Origin of the sequence: Muribacter muris, assembly GCF_004569585.1 — a bacterium.
GTDB classification, from domain to species: domain Bacteria; phylum Pseudomonadota; class Gammaproteobacteria; order Enterobacterales; family Pasteurellaceae; genus Muribacter; species Muribacter muris.
Genome location: NZ_SPPA01000013.1, coordinates 1 through 17,000, shown reverse-complemented (window position 1 = coordinate 17,000; position 17,000 = coordinate 1). Strand labels below are relative to the sequence as shown.

The following is a 17,000-nucleotide window of genomic DNA, read 5'->3' as shown; positions in this document are numbered from 1 at the left end:
ACTGACAGGGACACAATCTGTCCCTGTGTTGTGTTAAAAAACAGACCGAACCGACCGCTTGTTTTCACTTTTCAATTATTCCAATGACTGACGCTGATTTTATGCAACGTGCCATCGCCCTTGCCGAACAAGGACGAGGCTGGACGAACCCGAACCCGTTGGTTGGGTGTGTTATCGTGCAACAGGGCAACATTGTTGCCGAAGGTTATCACGCCCGTTACGGCGACTGGCACGCCGAGCGAAACGCAATCTTAAATTGTCGGCAGGATCTCGAAGGCGCAACGCTGTATGTTACCCTTGAACCCTGTTGCCATCACGGACGCACGCCGCCGTGCAGTGATTTAATCATTGAAAGCGGGATTAAAAAAGTGGTAATCGGCTCGCGTGATCCTAATCCTCTGGTAGCGGGCAAAGGGGCGGCACAACTGCGTCAAGCAGGCATTGAGGTGGTGGAAGATGTGCTACGCGATGAATGCGATCGGCTTAACCCGATCTTTTTTCATTATATTCAAACCAAACTCCCCTATGTTCTGATGAAATATGCGATGACCGCAGACGGCAAAATTGCTACCGCAAGCGGTGAATCCAAATGGATTACGGGCGAAGCGGCGAGGAAGAACGTACAACGTACCCGCCACCAATACAGTGCGATTATGGTTGGGGTCGGCACAGTATTAGCAGATAACCCGATGCTTAACAGCCGGATGCCGAATGGGAAGCAGCCAGTACGCATTGTGTGCGACAGCCAACTTCGCACGCCGCTTGATTGTCAGATCGTGCAAACGGCACATCAATACCGCACCATTATTGCCACGCTCAATCAAGATCTTGACCGCCACGCCGAGTATCGTCAATTTGGGGTGGAAATCTTGCCTGTTGCCGAACAACACAAGCGGGTCGATTTAGCCGATCTTTTGCAAAAAATCGGGCAACTTGGGATCGACAGTGTACTACTGGAAGGCGGCTCGCAGCTCAATTTCAGTGCCTTGCGTGCCGGCGTGGTGAATCGGGTGCATTGTTACCTTGCACCGAAGTTAATCGGCGGTATGCAAGCCAAAACACCGATCGGCGGAGAGGGGATCGCTTCGTTGGCAGCGGCGGTTAAACTCGGCTCACCGCAAATTAGCCTACACGGCGAGGATATTTTATTAGATTTTGAGGTTATCCACTGATGTTTACAGGCATTATTGAGGAAGTCGGCAAGGTTGCCAAAATCCATAAGCAAGGCGAATTTGCCGTGCTGACCATCACCGGTAGTAAAATTTTTAGCGATATGCAGCTTGGCGACAGTATTGCGGTAAACGGCGTTTGCTTAACCGTTACCGAGTTTGGCAGCCACCATTTTTGTGCCGATGTGATGTCGGAAACCCTTAACCGTACTGCACTTGGCGAATTGCAGCCGAATAGTCCGGTCAATTTAGAGCGGGCAATGGCGGCAAACGGACGCTTCGGCGGGCATATTGTGTCAGGGCATATTGACGGCACAGGTGAGATTATCAGTATTACGCCGGCAGGTAATGCGGTGTGGTATCGGATCAAAGCCGCACCGGCGTTGATGCGTTATATCATTGAAAAAGGCTCTATTACGATTGACGGCATCAGTTTAACCGTGGTCGATTGCGATGAGGGCGGTTTCCGTGTTTCTATTATTCCCCATACCCTTGCTCACACGACCCTCGGCACGAAAAAGATTGGCAGTCGGGTTAATTTGGAAAACGATATCATCGGGAAATATGTGGAGAAATTATTGCGCTCGCCGAATAGCCAACCTAATAGCCGCTTAAGCGAAGCGTTTCTCAAAAATGCAGGTTTCTGATTTTACACGTTTTAGCCGATAACCGACCGCTTGCATTTTTATACTTGACATCAACGGCGGATTTACGCAGAATTTCCCCTAATTTTTAATCTTCAGGGCAGGGTGAAATTCCCGACCGGCAGTGATAGTCTGCGAGCTTTGGCACAACCGAAGCAGGATTTGGTGAAATTCCAAAACCGACAGTAAAAGTCTGGATGGGAGAAGAGTAAGACACACTTAAACTGGGTTTAAGTGTGATATTTTACGCTTTTTAGACGCTCTGGCAGATTGTTCAGGGCGTTTTTTATGTCCGCTTTCTGCCCCATTGCCATTAACAAGGAAAATCAATGTTTCAATTTTCAACTGTCGAGCAGGCTTTGGACGCATTGCGTCAAGGCAAAATCATTTTAGTCAGCGATGACGAAGATCGGGAAAACGAAGGCGATTTCATTTGTGCCGCCGAATTTGCCACACCGGACAATATCAATTTTATGGCGAAATACGGCAAGGGCCTGATCTGTATGCCGATTTCCCAAACCATTGCGGAAAAACTGGATTTGCCGCAAATGGTGGCACATAACACCGATAATCACGAAACGGCGTTCACCGTTTCCATCGATCACATTGACACCGGCACTGGCATTTCGGCGTTTGAGCGTTCCCTCACGGCGATGAAATTGGTCGAAGAACAGGCAAAACCGAGTGATTTTCGCCGTCCGGGACATATGTTCCCCCTGTTAGCCAAACAAGGGGGCGTATTGGTACGCAACGGACACACGGAAGCAACGGTCGATTTAATGCGGCTTGCCGGCTTAAAGCAGGCGGGGCTATGCTGTGAAATTATGGCGGAGGACGGCACAATGATGAAAATGGCGGATCTGCAAGCCTTCGCCACGGCCCACCAAATGCCGTTTATCACCATTCAACAATTACAAGATTACCGCAGAGCGAAGGACGGCTTGGTTGAACCTGTTTCCGTGGTAAAAATGCCGACCAAATACGGCGAGTTTACTGCTCACAGTTTTGTGGAAACGATCAGCGGCAAAGAGCATATTGCACTGGTGAAAGGTGAGATCGGCGATGGTGAAAATGTTCTGTGCCGCATTCACTCGGAATGTTTGACCGGCGATGCGTTCGGCTCTCAACGCTGCGATTGCGGGCAACAATTTGCCGCTGCAATGCAGCAGATTGAGCAGGAAGGGCGCGGCGTGTTACTCTATCTCCGCCAAGAAGGGCGGGGTATCGGCTTAATCAACAAACTGCGTGCTTATGAATTGCAGGATCAAGGAATGGATACCGTAGAGGCGAATTTGGCGCTAGGTTTTGGCGATGACGAGCGGGAATACCATATCGGCGCACAAATGTTCCGTAGCCTTGGGGTTAAAACTATTCGGCTACTCACCAATAATCCGGCAAAAATTGAGGGATTACAACAGGTCGGGTTGAATATTGCTGCCCGAGAGCCGATCCAAGTCGAACCGACCGAACACGATTTGGGCTATCTCAAGGTCAAGCAGCATAAAATGCGGCATTTACTGAACGTCTAATTTGAAGAGACTTTGGCGGTATATGCCGCCGTTGCAAAATCCGATAGTTGAGGGGCAGGCAGTGCCTCTACTTATGATGCAATCGCTATATGATGTCGGACTTTTGCAAATAGGCAAGCGTTAGCGACCGCTTGCAAAGACAAGATTTACTTTTATTGAATAAGGATACCAAAATGGCAAAAATCAGCGGTAATTTAGTGGCGACAGGCTTAAAATTCGGCATTGTCTGCGCCCGTTTCAACGATTTTATTAACGACAAATTATTATCCGGCGCAGTAGATGCGTTGGTTCGCCACGGTGCAAGCGAAGCCGATATTGACACCGTTTGGGTGCCAGGAGCATTTGAAATCCCGCTGGTTGCCAAAAAGATGGCGCAAAGCGGCAAATATGATGCGGTGATTTGCTTAGGCACAGTTATTCGCGGCTCAACCACTCACTACGATTATGTCTGTAACGAAGCGGCAAAAGGCATCGGTGCAGTGAGCTTAGAGACAGGCGTACCGGTGATGTTCGGGGTCTTAACCACCGAAAATATCGAGCAAGCGATTGAACGTGCTGGCACAAAAGCGGGTAACAAAGGCGCAGAATGTGCCTTAGGCGCAATCGAAATGGTTAATGTGCTTAAAGCACTGTAAACAGAAAACGGCGTGATGTGATCACGCCGTTGTGTTATAAACTTTCCGCCTGTGCGAGAATTTTTTCTTGCTCTAATGCCAGTTTTTCCAAACGGCGATTTTCTCGGCGGATTTCATCTTCCGCCTCCCACGCATCATAGGCTTGCACTATCTTCGCTACGATCGGGTGGCGTACAATATCTTGGCTGTCAAAATAGTTGAAGCTGACATCTTCCACTTTGCTCAGCACCTCGATAGCGTGTTTCAGCCCCGATTTTTGCGAGCGGGGCAGATCGACCTGCGTAATATCGCCGGTGATTACCGCTTTGGAATTAAAGCCGATACGGGTCAAAAACATTTTCATCTGCTCAATCGTGGTATTTTGACTTTCGTCTAAAATAATAAACGCATCGTTTAATGTCCGCCCGCGCATATAGGCAAGGGGCGCAATTTCAATTACATTGCGTTCCATCAATTTTTGCGCCCGTTCAAAGCCCAGCATTTCAAACAGTGCATCGTACAACGGGCGTAAATAGGGTTCAATTTTCTGCCCAAGATCCCCCGGTAAGAACCCCAGTTTTTCGCCCGCCTCAACCGCTGGTCGTGTTAGCAGAATGCGGCGGATTTCTTGACGCTCTAGTGATTCCACCGCTGCGGCGACCGCCAAAAAGGTTTTGCCTGTGCCAGCCGGCCCAATACCAAAACTAATGTCGTGGCGTAAAATATTGCGTAAATAGGCTTGCTGATGCTCGCCTCTCGGTTTAATCACCCCCCGTTTGGTTTTGATTGCGATCTCATACGCCGTTGAGGTGTCGGCAGATTGCAACATTAAGCGACTTTCTTGAATGGCAAGATGCACATCTTCAAGATCTAACTCTTTTACTTTGCCTTTTAGAGGGGCGGTTTCGTTGTAGAGTTGTTGTAGCAGCTTGGCAACCTTTTGTAAAAGTTGGGGGGAATGGTCGGTTTCAGGTTGTGGCTGTAAGGTGAGCGTAAAAGCGTTGCGGGCGATGCAGAGGTTAAAACTTTTTTCGATAAGGGCTAAATTCTCATCAAAAGCGCCGCAAAAGGCTTGGAGCCGGACGTTATCCTGCGGTTCAAGGGTAATAATCAGTTCGTTCAAATCGTGATCCTTTTTACAAGCGGTCGTTAGACCGGCAAAATCGACAAATGAAAAATTTGCGATATTTTAAGCGATTTTCCGCTTTCTTTATAGTAGAATGCGAATGTTCTCATTGGGGTGCGTGATATATCACGCTGAGAAATACCCATAGAACCTGATCTGACTAATATCAGCGTAGGGATTTGAGACAGACAATTTCGCCGTATTCTGTTTTAGATCCTTCTATTTATCTCCATTTTAGAAGGAACACTTATGAAACTTACCAAAATTTTGCCGCTTTCCGGTCTTTTTCTTGCCCTATCCGCCTTTGCCGACTCCCCAACATTGACGGTTTATACTTACGATTCATTCACATCGGAATGGGGACCTGCGCCTAAATTAGAAAAAATGTTTGAACAACAATGCGGTTGCGATGTGAAATTTATGCCCTTTGAAGACGGGGTTACAATGTTCAACCGCATTCGTCTGGAAGGACATAAAACTAAAGTGGACGTTATGCTGGGGATTGATAATTTTGTGATGCCGGAGGCCGAAAAAACGGGGCTATTTATTGCGCATCAACTGGATACAAGTTCGCTCGACCTCAAACAACCGTGGATGAATAGCACCTTTATCCCTTACGATTTCGGCGAGTACGCTTTTATCTACCATAAACAGAAATTGGCTAATCCGCCGAAAAGCCTGAAAGAACTGGTGGAAAGGCAGGACTTACGCGTGATTTATCAAGATCCCCGCACCAGTACCGTAGGGCGTGGTTTACTGTTTTGGGTTAATCAAGTTTATGGCGACAAGGCTGAAACTGCGTGGCAAAGCCTTGCAAAACATACGGTAACGGTTGGAAAAGGTTGGTCGGAAACTTACGGTGCGTTTTTAAAAGGGGAAGCAGATTTAGTATTAAGTTATGCGACTTCGCCGCTCTATCACCAATGGCACGAGAAAAGCCAAGATTATGTCGCCTTAAATTTTGAGGAAGGGCATTTAGTGCAAACGGAAGTCGCTGCCATTACCAAAGCGAGTAAGCAGCCTGAATTGGCACGGCAATTTTTAGCTTTCTTACACCAACCGGAATCCCAAAAAGTGATTTCCTACCATAATGTGATGAAGCCGGTGGTGAGCAGCCAAGCCGATCCGCTCTTTCAAACCCTGCCGAATTACACCCAAATTGAATTTCATCAGCCCGAAACTGATACGGTCAAACAATGGTTAGCCACTTGGCAGAAAGCGGTGAGCAAATAAGCAATCAAAAAATCGGTAGTATTTAACTACCGATTTTAAGTAAAATTAAGACCTTTACTTAGTCTTATTTAACTGAGGATCTCTGCCGTAATTAGGATGATACGGACCATAAAGAATGTTAGGGGATTGACCTGTACGGAGTAAATTCCAGCTGGCAAAACCGGCAACGTCATAGCTTTTATCATTAATATGATTCATCACTTGGCTTACCGCAGCCCGAATTAGATTTCCTAGCAAACCGCTGTTATTATCACTACTATCGACACTGGCATAGCCTTTACCTGTCCATAAGGTTTTGCCTGTTTTAGTATCAACCAATTTAGCATTCATTGACACTCTCGTTACACTGTTAATAATTTGGTAGCTCACGCCGTAATTTTCAACATCAATGTATAAAACCGCATCGGCACCAAAGATACTTTTGATTTTATCCAATTTGACATTATGAATGTCTTGAGCTTGTGTTAATCCATTATACTTAAAGGTTTCATATACCAATGCTGACGGAAAAACATAATAACCCGCCTCTGCAAGAGGGGCGGTAATATTTGACAGCACGGCGGCACCCGCTTTAACTTCGGTGGTTTGATCCGTTGGCATTAAAACAAGCACTGAACGCGGCTTACTTTCTTGTAATGCACTGTAATCGTAAGGTGTTTTTGCACCACAGGCAGCAAGTAAAACTGCAGAGAGAGATAGTGCAAGCAATTTAAACAGTTTCATTATTTTTTCACTCCTTTTACCCCATTTGTGAGCAGAAATTGAATATACTGTTTTGATTCAGGAAATAGCTGGGTTTCTTTAGTAAAGGCTTCTTTTGCTTTTGAAACATTACCAATTTGATTATAAAGCAAACCAATTTGTGCATATAACCCGGGTGGCGTTTTACCTTCACCTTTAGCAACCATTTGTTCCAACGATTGCAATTGCTCTTGCGGATTACCCTCTTGTAGTAATGTTTGATAAACAGATTGACTATAATCGCTATCCCAGTGATAAATAGAGTGTTTTTCACTGCGTGTACCACAAGCCGTTAAACCCATTATGCAAACAATCATTGCAAGTTTTTTATTGATAATCATAATTTACCTCAATGATTAGTTAGCCGGTTGCCATCTACCCGATTCAATACCGTTTACCAAATTATTGACCGCTTCACGAATGGCTAAATCCAGCACTTTACCATTTAAAGTTGAATCATAGCCGGCAGTACCGCCAAAACCGACAATTTCACGATTAGACAGGCTATATTCCCCTGCACCTTGAACGGAATAGACGATTTCAGATGTTTGAGCATTGACAATATTTAGCGTAACTTTTGCGTAAGCAATCTGCTCTTTACCTTTTCCTAAGATACCGAATAATTGATGATCACCAACTACTTTACGACCAAATTCCGTTACATCACCGGTAACAACATAATTTGCACCTTTCAGATTTTGCTTCTTACCCTTAATTTTTGCTTCTGCCGCTGTTTCAGCTAAATTAGTACGATCCAAAACACTAAAACGCCCCGTTTGTTGTAAATGAGCCATTAAGATCGTCTTTGATTGATTACCAAGCTGATCTTCACCGCTTGCAAAGATACCGTTATTGTAACTGGATTTATTATCAAATTTGCCAACGGAAATCGGTGCTTTGACCCCTGAATAGGTTGTGTTATAGCTTGCGACTTTAGGCGTTTCCACAACCCGATTACCTTCAGTTGCGCATCCGGATAAAAATAAGCCGGCGCAAAGTGTCATTATTAGAGATTTTTTCATAGTGTTTACCTATATTTATGGATGAAATACTTGAAAAGTATTGTAGTCTAAAGATAGAAAATGTAAAGATTATAAGCAAACAGAATCTCTCTTCTTGGCTATTGTAATCTCCCTAGAATTGAATTATAACTAGCGCTCCGGTGCTTTTATTACTATTCAATGAATAATGCAAACATTTATCCATACCGCCAACCAATTCGGGCAAGCCAAACGTCCGTTTTTCTTTTTGATTGATTTTGAACAGCAAAAGCCTTTAATTCTACCCCTTGAAGACACCCAAACAAGCGGTCTGTTTTTCGATTTTTTTTGCAAAAAAACCGAACCTCATAGGCAGATAAATATAGATAAAGCGTTTGAATTTAGCTTTTCGCCAATGCCGTTTGCTGAATATCAAAAAGGCTTTGAGCGGGTAAAAAGTGAAATTCAAAAAGGCAATAGCTATTTATTGAATTTAACCTATCCGACTAAAATTGACACTAATTATAGTTTGGCAGAATTATATATTGCCAGCCAAGCAAAATATAAATGTTATTTAGAGGATCACTTTGTTTGCTTTTCGCCGGAATGTTTTATTCGGATTGAGAATAATAAAATTTACTCTTATCCGATGAAAGGGACAATAAATGCCAATGAACGAAATGCTAAAGAAAAATTATTAAATTCTGAAAAAGAATTAAGCGAACATAATACTATTGTCGATTTAATTCGTAATGATCTTGCTCTTGTTTCACACAATATTCAAGTGTCAAAATACCGTTATCTTGAGAAAGTGGAAACACACCGTGGTGCGATTTATCAAACCAGTTCCGAAATCTGTGGGCAATTAAAGGAAAATTGGCAGGCAGAAATCGGCACAATGCTTGCCAAACTGCTTCCGGCAGGCTCAATCAGTGGTGCGCCGAAGCAGAAGACTGTGGAGATTATTCAACAGGCAGAAGGGCAAATACGGGGTTACTATACCGGTATTTTTGGCTATTTTGACGGTGAATCCTTAGAAAGTGCGGTGGCTATTCGTTATATTGAACAAAAAGATCAACAGCTCTATTTTCGTAGCGGTGGCGGCATTACCATATCAAGCGAGTTAAGCGCAGAATATAATGAAATTTTGGAAAAAGTTTATGTGCCAATATCCTCTATTTGAAACGATCGCAATTATTGATGGCGTTGTTCAAAACATTTATTATCATCAAAAACGTTATGAGCAGGCAATGCGATTGTATTTTAACACAGAAAATACGGTTAATTTAGCGGATATTATTCATATTCCAATATCTTATCAGACGGGAATAGTAAGGTGTAAAATCAGCTACAATAAAAGTTCATATTGTATTGAGTTTTTTCCTTATCTGAAAAGAGAGATAGATTATTTTCGTTGTGTACAACTTAATGACGCAGAGTATACATTCAAATATACCGATCGGCAATTATTCGAACAATTTCCGAAAAAAAGTGGAGAAGAGCTTATTATTATAAAAAACGGCTTTATTAGTGATTGTACTATCGGCAATCTTCTGTTTTTAAAAAACGGTATTTGGCACAGCCCGACACACTATTTATTAAAAGGAACGCAGCTAAGCCAACTAATTGATAAAAAACAGGTTATTCTGACGGAGATTGCTCAACATAATTTGTACGACTATCAGCAGATAATGATGATCAATGCGCTTAATCCTTTTGATCCAAGACGTGCAATACCGATTAACAAAAGCACAATACGATGTTAAGCCATACTGATCAAAAATTTTAGAAAAAGACTTGAAACTGTATGGTTAAACAGTATAATAATTTACAGTTTTTAGGCATACATTAACACCGCCTTCATCACATTAAGGAAACGATTATGGCAGAGAAGAAACCCTCTAAAGCGACTGCAGTTGTAAAACAGGTTGATCCGGAAAATAAAGAAAAAGCCCTTGCCGCCGCACTGGCACAAATCGAAAAACAGTTTGGCAAAGGGTCGATTATGACGCTCGGTCAAAGCCAACACCTTGATATTGAATCCATTTCAACAGGATCTTTAGGACTGGATTTGGCACTGGGTATTGGCGGCTTGCCAATGGGAAGAATTGTGGAAATTTATGGTCCGGAATCGTCCGGTAAAACTACGCTGACCCTTTCCACCATTGCGCAGGCACAAAAAGCGGGAAAAACCTGTGCCTTTATTGATGCCGAGCACGCCCTTGACCCGATTTATGCCCGTAAACTAGGGGTGAATACCGATGAGTTATTGATTTCTCAACCAGATAACGGCGAGCAAGCATTGGAAATTTGTGATGCTTTAGTCCGCTCTGGTGCGGTCGATGTGATTATCGTGGACTCTGTGGCAGCGCTGACACCGAAAGCCGAAATTGAAGGCGATATGGGTGATTCCCATATGGGCTTGCAGGCACGTTTGATGTCCCAAGCCTTGCGTAAATTAACGGCAAATATCAAAAATACGAACTGTTTGGTTGTCTTTATTAACCAAATCCGAATGAAAATCGGCGTGATGTTCGGTAATCCGGAAACGACTACGGGCGGAAATGCGCTTAAATTCTATTCCTCGGTACGCTTAGATATCCGCCGTGCCGGTGTAGTGAAAAACGGCGATGAAATTATCGGCAACCAAACGAAAGTGAAAGTGGTTAAAAATAAAGTTGCCCCGCCGTTCCGTGAAGTCCAATTTGATATTATGTACGGTGAAGGGATCTCCAGAATGAGTGAATTGTTAATTCTTGCGGAAGCCCACGGTTTCATCAAAAAATCCGGTGCGTGGTTCTCTTTTGATGGCGAGAAAATCGGGCAGGGCAAAAATAATGCGATCAAATGGCTCAGCGATAACAGTGAAATTGCGGTTAAATTGGAACAGGATATTCGAGAATTGCTTGCGAACAATCCTGAGAAAGCGCTGATTTTAGAGACATCTAAAAAAAGCAAAAATAAGAAAGATAAAGATGATGAGATTGAGTTCGATGATAATGATGTGGAAAACGATGTTTTCAGCGAAGAAGAACTGTAATTTCAACCATTAAAATAAAGGCTATTAAACGGAAGTGCCGATTTAATAGCCTTTATTGTCAGACAAATCTACTTTAGGCTTTTGCAAGCGGTCGATTTCGCTGAAAAATTTGCAAAAATATGCTTTATCCCCTTGAAATCAGCCGAGAGAACTCCAAATAGGGTGGCGTTGTGTCATTTTTCAAAGCCGATGACACAGAATGTTAAATTCACTTAAGAGGAAAAATGCAATGAAAATTCGTCCATTACACGACAAAGTTATCTTAAAGCGTGAAGAAGTGGAAACCAAATCCGCCGGCGGTATCGTTTTAACCGGTTCAGCGGCAACTAAATCTACCCGTGGCAAAGTGTTAGCGGTCGGGCACGGTCGCATTTTAGAAAACGGCACGGTGCACCCGATGCACGTTAAAGTCGGTGATGTGGTTATTTTTAATGAAGGCTATGGCGTAAAAACAGAAAAAATTGACGGCGAAGAAGTGTTAATTTTATCTGAAAACGATATTTTAGCGATTGTTGAATAAAATTGGAGAGGAAGAGAAAATGGCAGCAAAAGATGTAAAATTCGGTAACGATGCACGCGTCAAAATGTTAAACGGTGTAAACGTATTAGCTGATGCAGTAAAAGTTACGTTAGGTCCAAAAGGACGCAATGTTGTATTAGATAAGGCGTTTGGCGCACCGACCATCACTAAAGACGGCGTATCCGTTGCCCGTGAAATTGAATTGGAAGATAAATTCGAGAATATGGGCGCACAAATGGTAAAAGAGGTTGCCTCTAAAGCCAATGATGCAGCGGGAGACGGTACAACAACCGCCACTGTCCTTGCACAAGCGATTGTGAATGAAGGCTTAAAAGCTGTTGCCGCCGGTATGAACCCAATGGATTTAAAACGTGGGATCGATAAAGCGGTTACAGCGGTTGTGGAAGAATTAAAAGCTCTCTCTAAACCTTGTGAAACCTCAAAAGAAATTGAGCAAGTCGGCACAATCTCAGCAAATAGCGACAGTGTTGTCGGTAAATTGATTGCACAAGCAATGGATAAAGTCGGTAAAGAAGGCGTGATCACCGTTGAAGACGGCACAGGCTTAGAAGATGCTTTAGATGTTGTAGAAGGTATGCAGTTCGATCGTGGCTATTTATCCCCTTACTTCATCAATAAACCAGAAGCGGGTACAGTTGAATTAGATAATCCGTATATTTTATTGGTAGATAAAAAAGTATCCAATATCCGCGAACTTTTACCGGTCTTGGAAGCTGTCGCAAAAGCGGGCAAACCGTTGTTAATTATCGCTGAAGACATTGAGGGCGAAGCGTTAGCTACCCTCGTGGTTAATACAATGCGTGGTATCGTAAAAGTGGCAGCAGTGAAAGCACCGGGCTTTGGCGATCGCCGTAAAGCAATGCTCCAAGATATTGCGATCTTAACTGCCGGTACGGTTATTTCTGAAGAGATCGGTATGGAGCTTGAAAAAGCAACATTAGAAGAACTCGGTCAGGCAAAACGCGTTGTCATCAGCAAAGATAACACCACTATCATTGATGGTGTAGGTGATGAAGCGCAAATTAAAGGTCGCGTTGCACAAATCCGCCAACAAATCGAAGATTCAACTTCAGATTACGATAAAGAAAAACTGCAAGAGCGTGTTGCTAAACTTGCAGGTGGTGTCGCTGTGATTAAAGTCGGTGCGGCAACCGAAGTTGAAATGAAAGAGAAAAAAGACCGTGTTGACGATGCACTACACGCAACACGTGCAGCCGTTGAAGAAGGCGTGGTAGCTGGTGGTGGTGTTGCACTGGTACGTGCTGCAAATAAAGTGGTGGCAACCTTAAAAGGCGATAACGAAGAGCAAAATGTAGGGATTAAACTTGCCCTTCGTGCAATGGAAGCGCCATTGCGTCAAATCGTAACCAATGCCGGTGAAGAGGCCTCCGTTGTAGCTCGCAATGTTAAAGACGGCAACGGCAACTATGGTTATAACGCCGCAACCGAACAGTATGGCGATATGCTCGAAATGGGGATTTTAGATCCGACTAAAGTAACCCGTTCCGCATTACAATTTGCTGCTTCTATCGCAGGTTTGATGATTACAACCGAATGTATGATCACCGATCTGCCGAAAGAAGAAAAAGCCGACCTAGGCGCCGGAATGGGCGGTATGGGTGGAATGGGCGGTATGATGTAATCCCTCATAACAATATGTATTAAAAAGGCTAAGTGAAAATCTAACACTTAGCCTTTTATTTTTTATAAAGAAGATCTATTTAAATTGATGAATCGCCTGACCGATTTCATTGTCATTATAGATTGAGCGGATAGAATCTTGGTAAGCCTCTTCCAAGACTTTTTGGATATTACTATTATCTGCTCCAAATGCACCTTCATAACTCCGAGAAGTATTGAAGTTTTTGGTAAAATTGCCTTTTATGCCTTGTACGGCGATTTCTACATTGATGTTAGCGGTGACTTTATGACGTAAGTTGCCTTGTTCAACATCTGCGAAAAACTTTTTGATATTTATAGTTACGTTAGCATTACTTGCCCCTTCTACAACTTTAAATCCCTTACTATTGAGATTTTGCTGCATTGCTTGTTGGAACATTTGTGCGACTTCCGGCATTGCATTTAAGCGGGTAACGTTACCGCTACTTGTGTAACTAGCCACTTCTGATGATGGTCGTTGATCTTGCGTGGTAACATTAACGATAGCCGTTTGATTATAGGTATTAAAAGTAGCGGTTGGTGATGGTGTACTGAAAGTCAATGTATTAGACTGGCTTTGGCAGCCGGTTAATAAAGCCGCAGAGAGGGTTAATGCGACTAAGGTGATTTTAGACATAGATTTCATTGGTGAGTCCTTTTTTATTGGTAAAACGATAGCAAAGTATAGTATGATTTTTGCTAAATTTGCAAAGAGAGAACAGAAAATGTTTGTTGAAAAATGTATTATCGAAAAACTGACCGAAAAATTTGTACCTCAGGTGCTAATAATTGAGAATGAAAGCCATAAACATAGTTCAGGGCGAGGGGCAGAATCACACTTCAAGGTAATTTTAGTATCCGATTACTTTGAACCGTTACGGGCAGTTGCACGTCATCAAGCGGTTTATCAAACTCTAAGCGTTGAATTGGAAAACGGCGTACACGCTTTGGCTTTACATCTTTATACGCCGAATGAATGGCGTGAGTGGGGAGAAAATGCACCGCTATCGCCAAATTGTGTTGGTGTCGGGCAATAAATTGGTTAAATTTTATCGATTTATTTTCTTTAGCGAAAAAAATAGTTGTCGATCAGAAAAAAATAGGTATAATTTCAAAATATTTCAAACGCCCGTTTTTATAGGGTGTAATTGGTAAGGTGAGATGTCCGAGTGGTTGAAGGAGCACGCCTGGAAAGCGTGTATATGGGAAACCGTATCGGGGGTTCGAATCCCCCTCTCACCGCCATTTTTAAGTGGAAGATTTACTGTTTTCATAGATATTTCCTTGGTTAAGTTAGAAGTAGTAATACTTATTTTTAAGCATTATCCCCAAACGTTTTGTTTGGGGATTTTTTTATATTACGCAATCCCTGCGATTTTGTGGGTCTGAATGCTCAGTTGCCAGCGTGGTTTATTCGGGCGTTGGTTGAGTCGCCCAAGTTGCGTGATAGTGGCGAGCATATTCATTTCGCCGTTTTTTTCGCACGGCGAAAGGTAGTAGCGTTGTGCCTGAATACTGTTTTCAATCTGCTCGCAGAAATCTAATACATCACCGTCCACCACAATACGCACCTCGTTTGCTGTTGGAATATGATGCTTTAGGTAGTTTTTCTGATAAAGCCGTTTCGGGCTAGTGGCGATATAATCAATTTGTGGCGGCACAGGTTTTAAGCCGTTGGTTTCGATTGCCAGAAAATAACCCTGCTGTTTGAGTGCATCCAGCAGGATTTCAATATGCGGTTGAATGGTCGGTTCGCCGCCAGTAATGATGATATTTCGAGCGGAAAACTGTGCCACTTTGGTTAAAATTGCCGTGAGGCTCATCATTTCAAATTGATTGTAATTAGTGTCGCACCAAGGGCAAGCCAGGTTACATTTGCCGAAGCGGATAAAAATACTCGGTATTCCGGTATTAAATCCCTCGCCTTGCAGCGTTTCAAAAATTTCGACAATGCGGTAGTTAATTTCTGTTTGGTTCATTTTTATTATTTGAGGTTGCAAGCGGTAAGATGTCTGTGAATATTTGCAAAAAATGCCTATGATCCGACCGCTTGTTTGAGTTATCGCTGGTATTCACAATAAGAGGTTGGCGTTTCCCACAAACGAATCAGGCTGACAGGCAGTCCGACATCGCTCAGAGTATCGAAGATATGTTTTGCCATTTGTTCAGCTGTCGTGCGGGCTGGAATACCGAATGTTTTGGAGTTTAGTTCGGCGAGTAATTGCGCCACTTTGCACTCTTTTTCGCTGGTGGTGTCATAAATAAAGGCGTGATCCATTTTATCTAGGATCTCGGTTTTGACGATAGATTTCAAATCGCTATAGTCCATCACCATTCCCCGTTTTGCCCCTTCGGTGTGCAGTCCGCCACGGATTTCCACTTGTAAAGTATAAGTATGACCGTGCAGGTTTTGGCACTTGCCGTCGTGCCCGTCCAACATATGTGCCATATCAAAGCTAAATTCTTTGGCGATTTTAAACATTGGCACGCTCCGCAAGGTAATCATTCAGCCCTTTTTCCCGTAGCTGACAGCTTGGGCAGTCGTGGCAGCCACCTTCTATGCCTAAATAGCAGGTGTGGGTGTGCTGGCGGATATAGTCAAACGCCCCTAACTCATCAGCTAATGCCCAAGTCTCTTTTTTAGTGAGGTACATCAACGGCGTGCGGATATTGAAATTGTAATCCATTGCCAAATTCATCGTTACATTCATTGATTTGACGAACACATCACGGCAATCGGGATAGCCGCTGAAATCCGTTTCGCACACGCCGGTATAAAGGGTTTGAATACCTTGGCTTTTGGCATAGATACCGGCGTAAAGGAGAAAAAGCGCATTGCGACCGTCCACAAAAGTATTTGGCGTACTCCCATTTTGTGCAATAGTGGCGTTTTCATCCATTAACGCATTATGGGTAATGGCTTTGATGACAGAAGTATCAATTAGCGTTTGTTTAATGCCAAGATCTTGTGCGATCCAAGCAGCTTTTTCCAGTTCAATGGCGTGGCGTTGCCCGTATTGAAAGGTGATAGCTTCCACATTTTCCTTGCCAAATTCATGAATAGCAAGTAATAAGCAGGTGGTGGAATCCTGCCCGCCGGAAAAAATCACGGCGGCTTTATTTGAATGTTGCATACATATCCTTAGTTTTTTTGCGTGGGAGGTTCACGAACCACGAACAAGCGGTGAGATTTAGCTGATTTTTTGCAAGATCTGACCACTTGTCACTTGTTGAGATAAAAAGGGCATTATAGAGGATTTTCATTATATAAAGGAGAGATTTCTTATTGATTTTACTCTTTAGAATTTGATGAAAGTGTTTAAGAAGATTATCCAAAGTCAGATAAAGGTAAGAGATTGTGAAAATCTCACCGCTTTCCGTCTAAATAGTTATCTCTTTGAGCGTGTTTTCACCAAGCGGTAAGATTTTTCGATTTTTTTGCGGTTTTTTCTCAAAAACCGCTTGCATTGGTTTTGGATTTCTCTATAATGCACACCACACAACGACGCACTGTTGTGAAGAAGTTAAAATTACGGTGCGTCGTTCTTTTTTGCTCTTTAACAAAGTATCAGACAATCTGTGTGGGCACTTGTTGACGGATTTTGAAAAGAATATTTTAATTTTGAAGTCTTGATAAGTGCTTAACTTGAAATTCATTTAGAATGATTTTTTAGTCAGTATTTATTGAGCGATTAAACTTTTGAATTGAAGAGTTTGATCATGG

The 17,000-nt window shown here is 43.1% G+C and carries 19 protein-coding genes, 1 tRNA gene and 3 riboswitches; of the genes, 12 read left to right on the top strand and 8 right to left on the bottom strand.

Features of this window, described 5'->3' with window-relative positions; all coding sequences use genetic code 11:
- Positions 1-83 precede the first annotated feature (83 nt).
- The 4 genes from ribD (at position 84) to ribH (ending at position 3,977) form a co-directional block, all read left to right on the top strand.
- Complete coding sequence (gene ribD / locus E4T80_RS06835) at positions 84-1,172, top strand: bifunctional diaminohydroxyphosphoribosylaminopyrimidine deaminase/5-amino-6-(5-phosphoribosylamino)uracil reductase RibD (protein ID WP_135056486.1); 1,089 nt, start codon at positions 84-86, stop codon at positions 1,170-1,172.
- Positions 1,172-1,816, top strand: a complete 645-nt coding sequence (locus E4T80_RS06830) for a riboflavin synthase (RefSeq protein WP_135056483.1) — start codon at positions 1,172-1,174, stop codon at positions 1,814-1,816. Before ribD ends, E4T80_RS06830 begins: the two co-directional genes overlap by 1 nt.
- Before the next feature lie 84 nt (positions 1,817-1,900).
- Positions 1,901-2,026: riboswitch (FMN riboswitch) on the top strand.
- Positions 2,027-2,142: 116 nt separating this feature from the next.
- A complete protein-coding gene (locus E4T80_RS06825; protein ID WP_135056480.1) occupies positions 2,143-3,342 on the top strand; it encodes a bifunctional 3,4-dihydroxy-2-butanone-4-phosphate synthase/GTP cyclohydrolase II in 1,200 nt (399 codons plus the stop codon).
- Between the two features lie 173 nt (positions 3,343-3,515).
- Positions 3,516-3,977: a 6,7-dimethyl-8-ribityllumazine synthase gene (gene ribH / locus E4T80_RS06820; protein WP_135056477.1), complete on the top strand. Its 462-nt coding sequence runs from the start codon at positions 3,516-3,518 to the stop codon at positions 3,975-3,977.
- 34 nt (positions 3,978-4,011) lie between these two features.
- Here ribH and E4T80_RS06815 read toward each other — a convergent pair whose 3' ends face one another.
- Positions 4,012-5,079 carry a PhoH family protein gene (locus E4T80_RS06815; protein ID WP_135056474.1) on the bottom strand — a complete coding sequence of 356 codons (1,068 nt, stop codon included), beginning with the start codon at positions 5,077-5,079 and terminating at the stop codon, positions 4,012-4,014.
- 103 nt (positions 5,080-5,182) lie between these two features.
- Positions 5,183-5,278: riboswitch (TPP riboswitch) on the top strand.
- 53 nt (positions 5,279-5,331) lie between these two features.
- Here E4T80_RS06815 and thiB point away from each other — a divergent pair.
- A complete protein-coding gene (gene thiB, locus E4T80_RS06810) occupies positions 5,332-6,315 on the top strand; it encodes a thiamine ABC transporter substrate binding subunit (protein ID WP_135056471.1) in 984 nt (327 codons plus the stop codon).
- 54 nt (positions 6,316-6,369) lie between these two features.
- Here the strand turns inward: thiB and E4T80_RS06805 are convergent, their stop codons facing one another.
- The 3 genes from E4T80_RS06805 to E4T80_RS06795 are packed head-to-tail and all read right to left on the bottom strand — an operon-like array spanning position 6,370 to position 8,078.
- On the bottom strand, positions 6,370-7,038 hold the full coding sequence (locus E4T80_RS06805; RefSeq protein ID WP_135056468.1) for a DUF799 domain-containing protein: 669 nt from the start codon (positions 7,036-7,038) through the stop codon (positions 6,370-6,372).
- On the bottom strand, positions 7,038-7,397 hold the full coding sequence (locus E4T80_RS06800) for a DUF4810 domain-containing protein (protein WP_047976926.1): 360 nt from the start codon (positions 7,395-7,397) through the stop codon (positions 7,038-7,040). Before E4T80_RS06800 ends, E4T80_RS06805 begins: the two co-directional genes overlap by 1 nt.
- Before the next feature lie 15 nt (positions 7,398-7,412).
- Positions 7,413-8,078, bottom strand: coding sequence for a CsgG/HfaB family protein (locus E4T80_RS06795; RefSeq protein WP_135056465.1), 666 nt, complete (start codon positions 8,076-8,078; stop codon positions 7,413-7,415).
- 166 nt (positions 8,079-8,244) lie between these two features.
- Between E4T80_RS06795 and E4T80_RS06790 the strand changes: the two genes are divergently transcribed.
- The 5 genes from E4T80_RS06790 to groL all read left to right on the top strand — a co-directional run bounded on the left by E4T80_RS06790 (position 8,245) and on the right by groL (position 13,259).
- Entirely contained in the window at positions 8,245-9,219 is a 975-nt protein-coding gene (locus E4T80_RS06790; RefSeq protein WP_135056462.1) for an aminodeoxychorismate synthase component I, read from the top strand.
- Complete coding sequence (locus E4T80_RS06785; RefSeq protein ID WP_135056603.1) at positions 9,197-9,802, top strand: aminotransferase class IV family protein; 606 nt, start codon at positions 9,197-9,199, stop codon at positions 9,800-9,802. Before E4T80_RS06790 ends, E4T80_RS06785 begins: the two co-directional genes overlap by 23 nt.
- Before the next feature lie 116 nt (positions 9,803-9,918).
- Entirely contained in the window at positions 9,919-11,076 is a 1,158-nt protein-coding gene (recA, locus tag E4T80_RS06780; RefSeq protein WP_047976922.1) for a recombinase RecA, read from the top strand.
- A 229-nt stretch (positions 11,077-11,305) separates the two neighbouring features.
- The gene (locus tag E4T80_RS06775) at positions 11,306-11,596 is read left to right on the top strand and encodes a co-chaperone GroES (protein WP_047976921.1); all 291 of its coding nucleotides are present in this window, start codon (positions 11,306-11,308) and stop codon (positions 11,594-11,596) included.
- Between the two features lie 19 nt (positions 11,597-11,615).
- Positions 11,616-13,259: a chaperonin GroEL gene (gene groL, locus E4T80_RS06770; protein WP_135056459.1), complete on the top strand. Its 1,644-nt coding sequence runs from the start codon at positions 11,616-11,618 to the stop codon at positions 13,257-13,259.
- Between the two features lie 75 nt (positions 13,260-13,334).
- On the opposite strand, the gene E4T80_RS06765 is transcribed toward groL, so the two are convergent.
- Positions 13,335-13,922, bottom strand: a complete 588-nt coding sequence (locus E4T80_RS06765; protein ID WP_135056456.1) for a YajG family lipoprotein — start codon at positions 13,920-13,922, stop codon at positions 13,335-13,337.
- A gap of 79 nt (positions 13,923-14,001) precedes the next feature.
- On the opposite strand from E4T80_RS06765, the gene E4T80_RS06760 reads away from it, so the two are divergent.
- Complete coding sequence (locus E4T80_RS06760) at positions 14,002-14,313, top strand: BolA family protein (RefSeq protein ID WP_135056599.1); 312 nt, start codon at positions 14,002-14,004, stop codon at positions 14,311-14,313.
- Positions 14,314-14,431: 118 nt separating this feature from the next.
- Positions 14,432-14,521, top strand: a tRNA-Ser gene (locus E4T80_RS06755).
- Positions 14,522-14,634: 113 nt separating this feature from the next.
- On the opposite strand, the gene E4T80_RS06750 is transcribed toward E4T80_RS06755, so the two are convergent.
- The 3 genes from E4T80_RS06750 to queC all read right to left on the bottom strand — a co-directional run bounded on the left by E4T80_RS06750 (position 14,635) and on the right by queC (position 16,410).
- Complete coding sequence (locus E4T80_RS06750; protein WP_135056453.1) at positions 14,635-15,255, bottom strand: 7-carboxy-7-deazaguanine synthase QueE; 621 nt, start codon at positions 15,253-15,255, stop codon at positions 14,635-14,637.
- 80 nt (positions 15,256-15,335) lie between these two features.
- Positions 15,336-15,758: a 6-carboxytetrahydropterin synthase QueD gene (queD, locus tag E4T80_RS06745; RefSeq protein ID WP_135056450.1), complete on the bottom strand. Its 423-nt coding sequence runs from the start codon at positions 15,756-15,758 to the stop codon at positions 15,336-15,338.
- Entirely contained in the window at positions 15,751-16,410 is a 660-nt protein-coding gene (gene queC / locus E4T80_RS06740; protein WP_135056446.1) for a 7-cyano-7-deazaguanine synthase QueC, read from the bottom strand. Before queC ends, queD begins: the two co-directional genes overlap by 8 nt.
- Before the next feature lie 2 nt (positions 16,411-16,412).
- A riboswitch (PreQ1 riboswitch) is annotated at positions 16,413-16,457 on the bottom strand.
- Between the last annotated feature and the right edge of the window lie 543 nt (positions 16,458-17,000).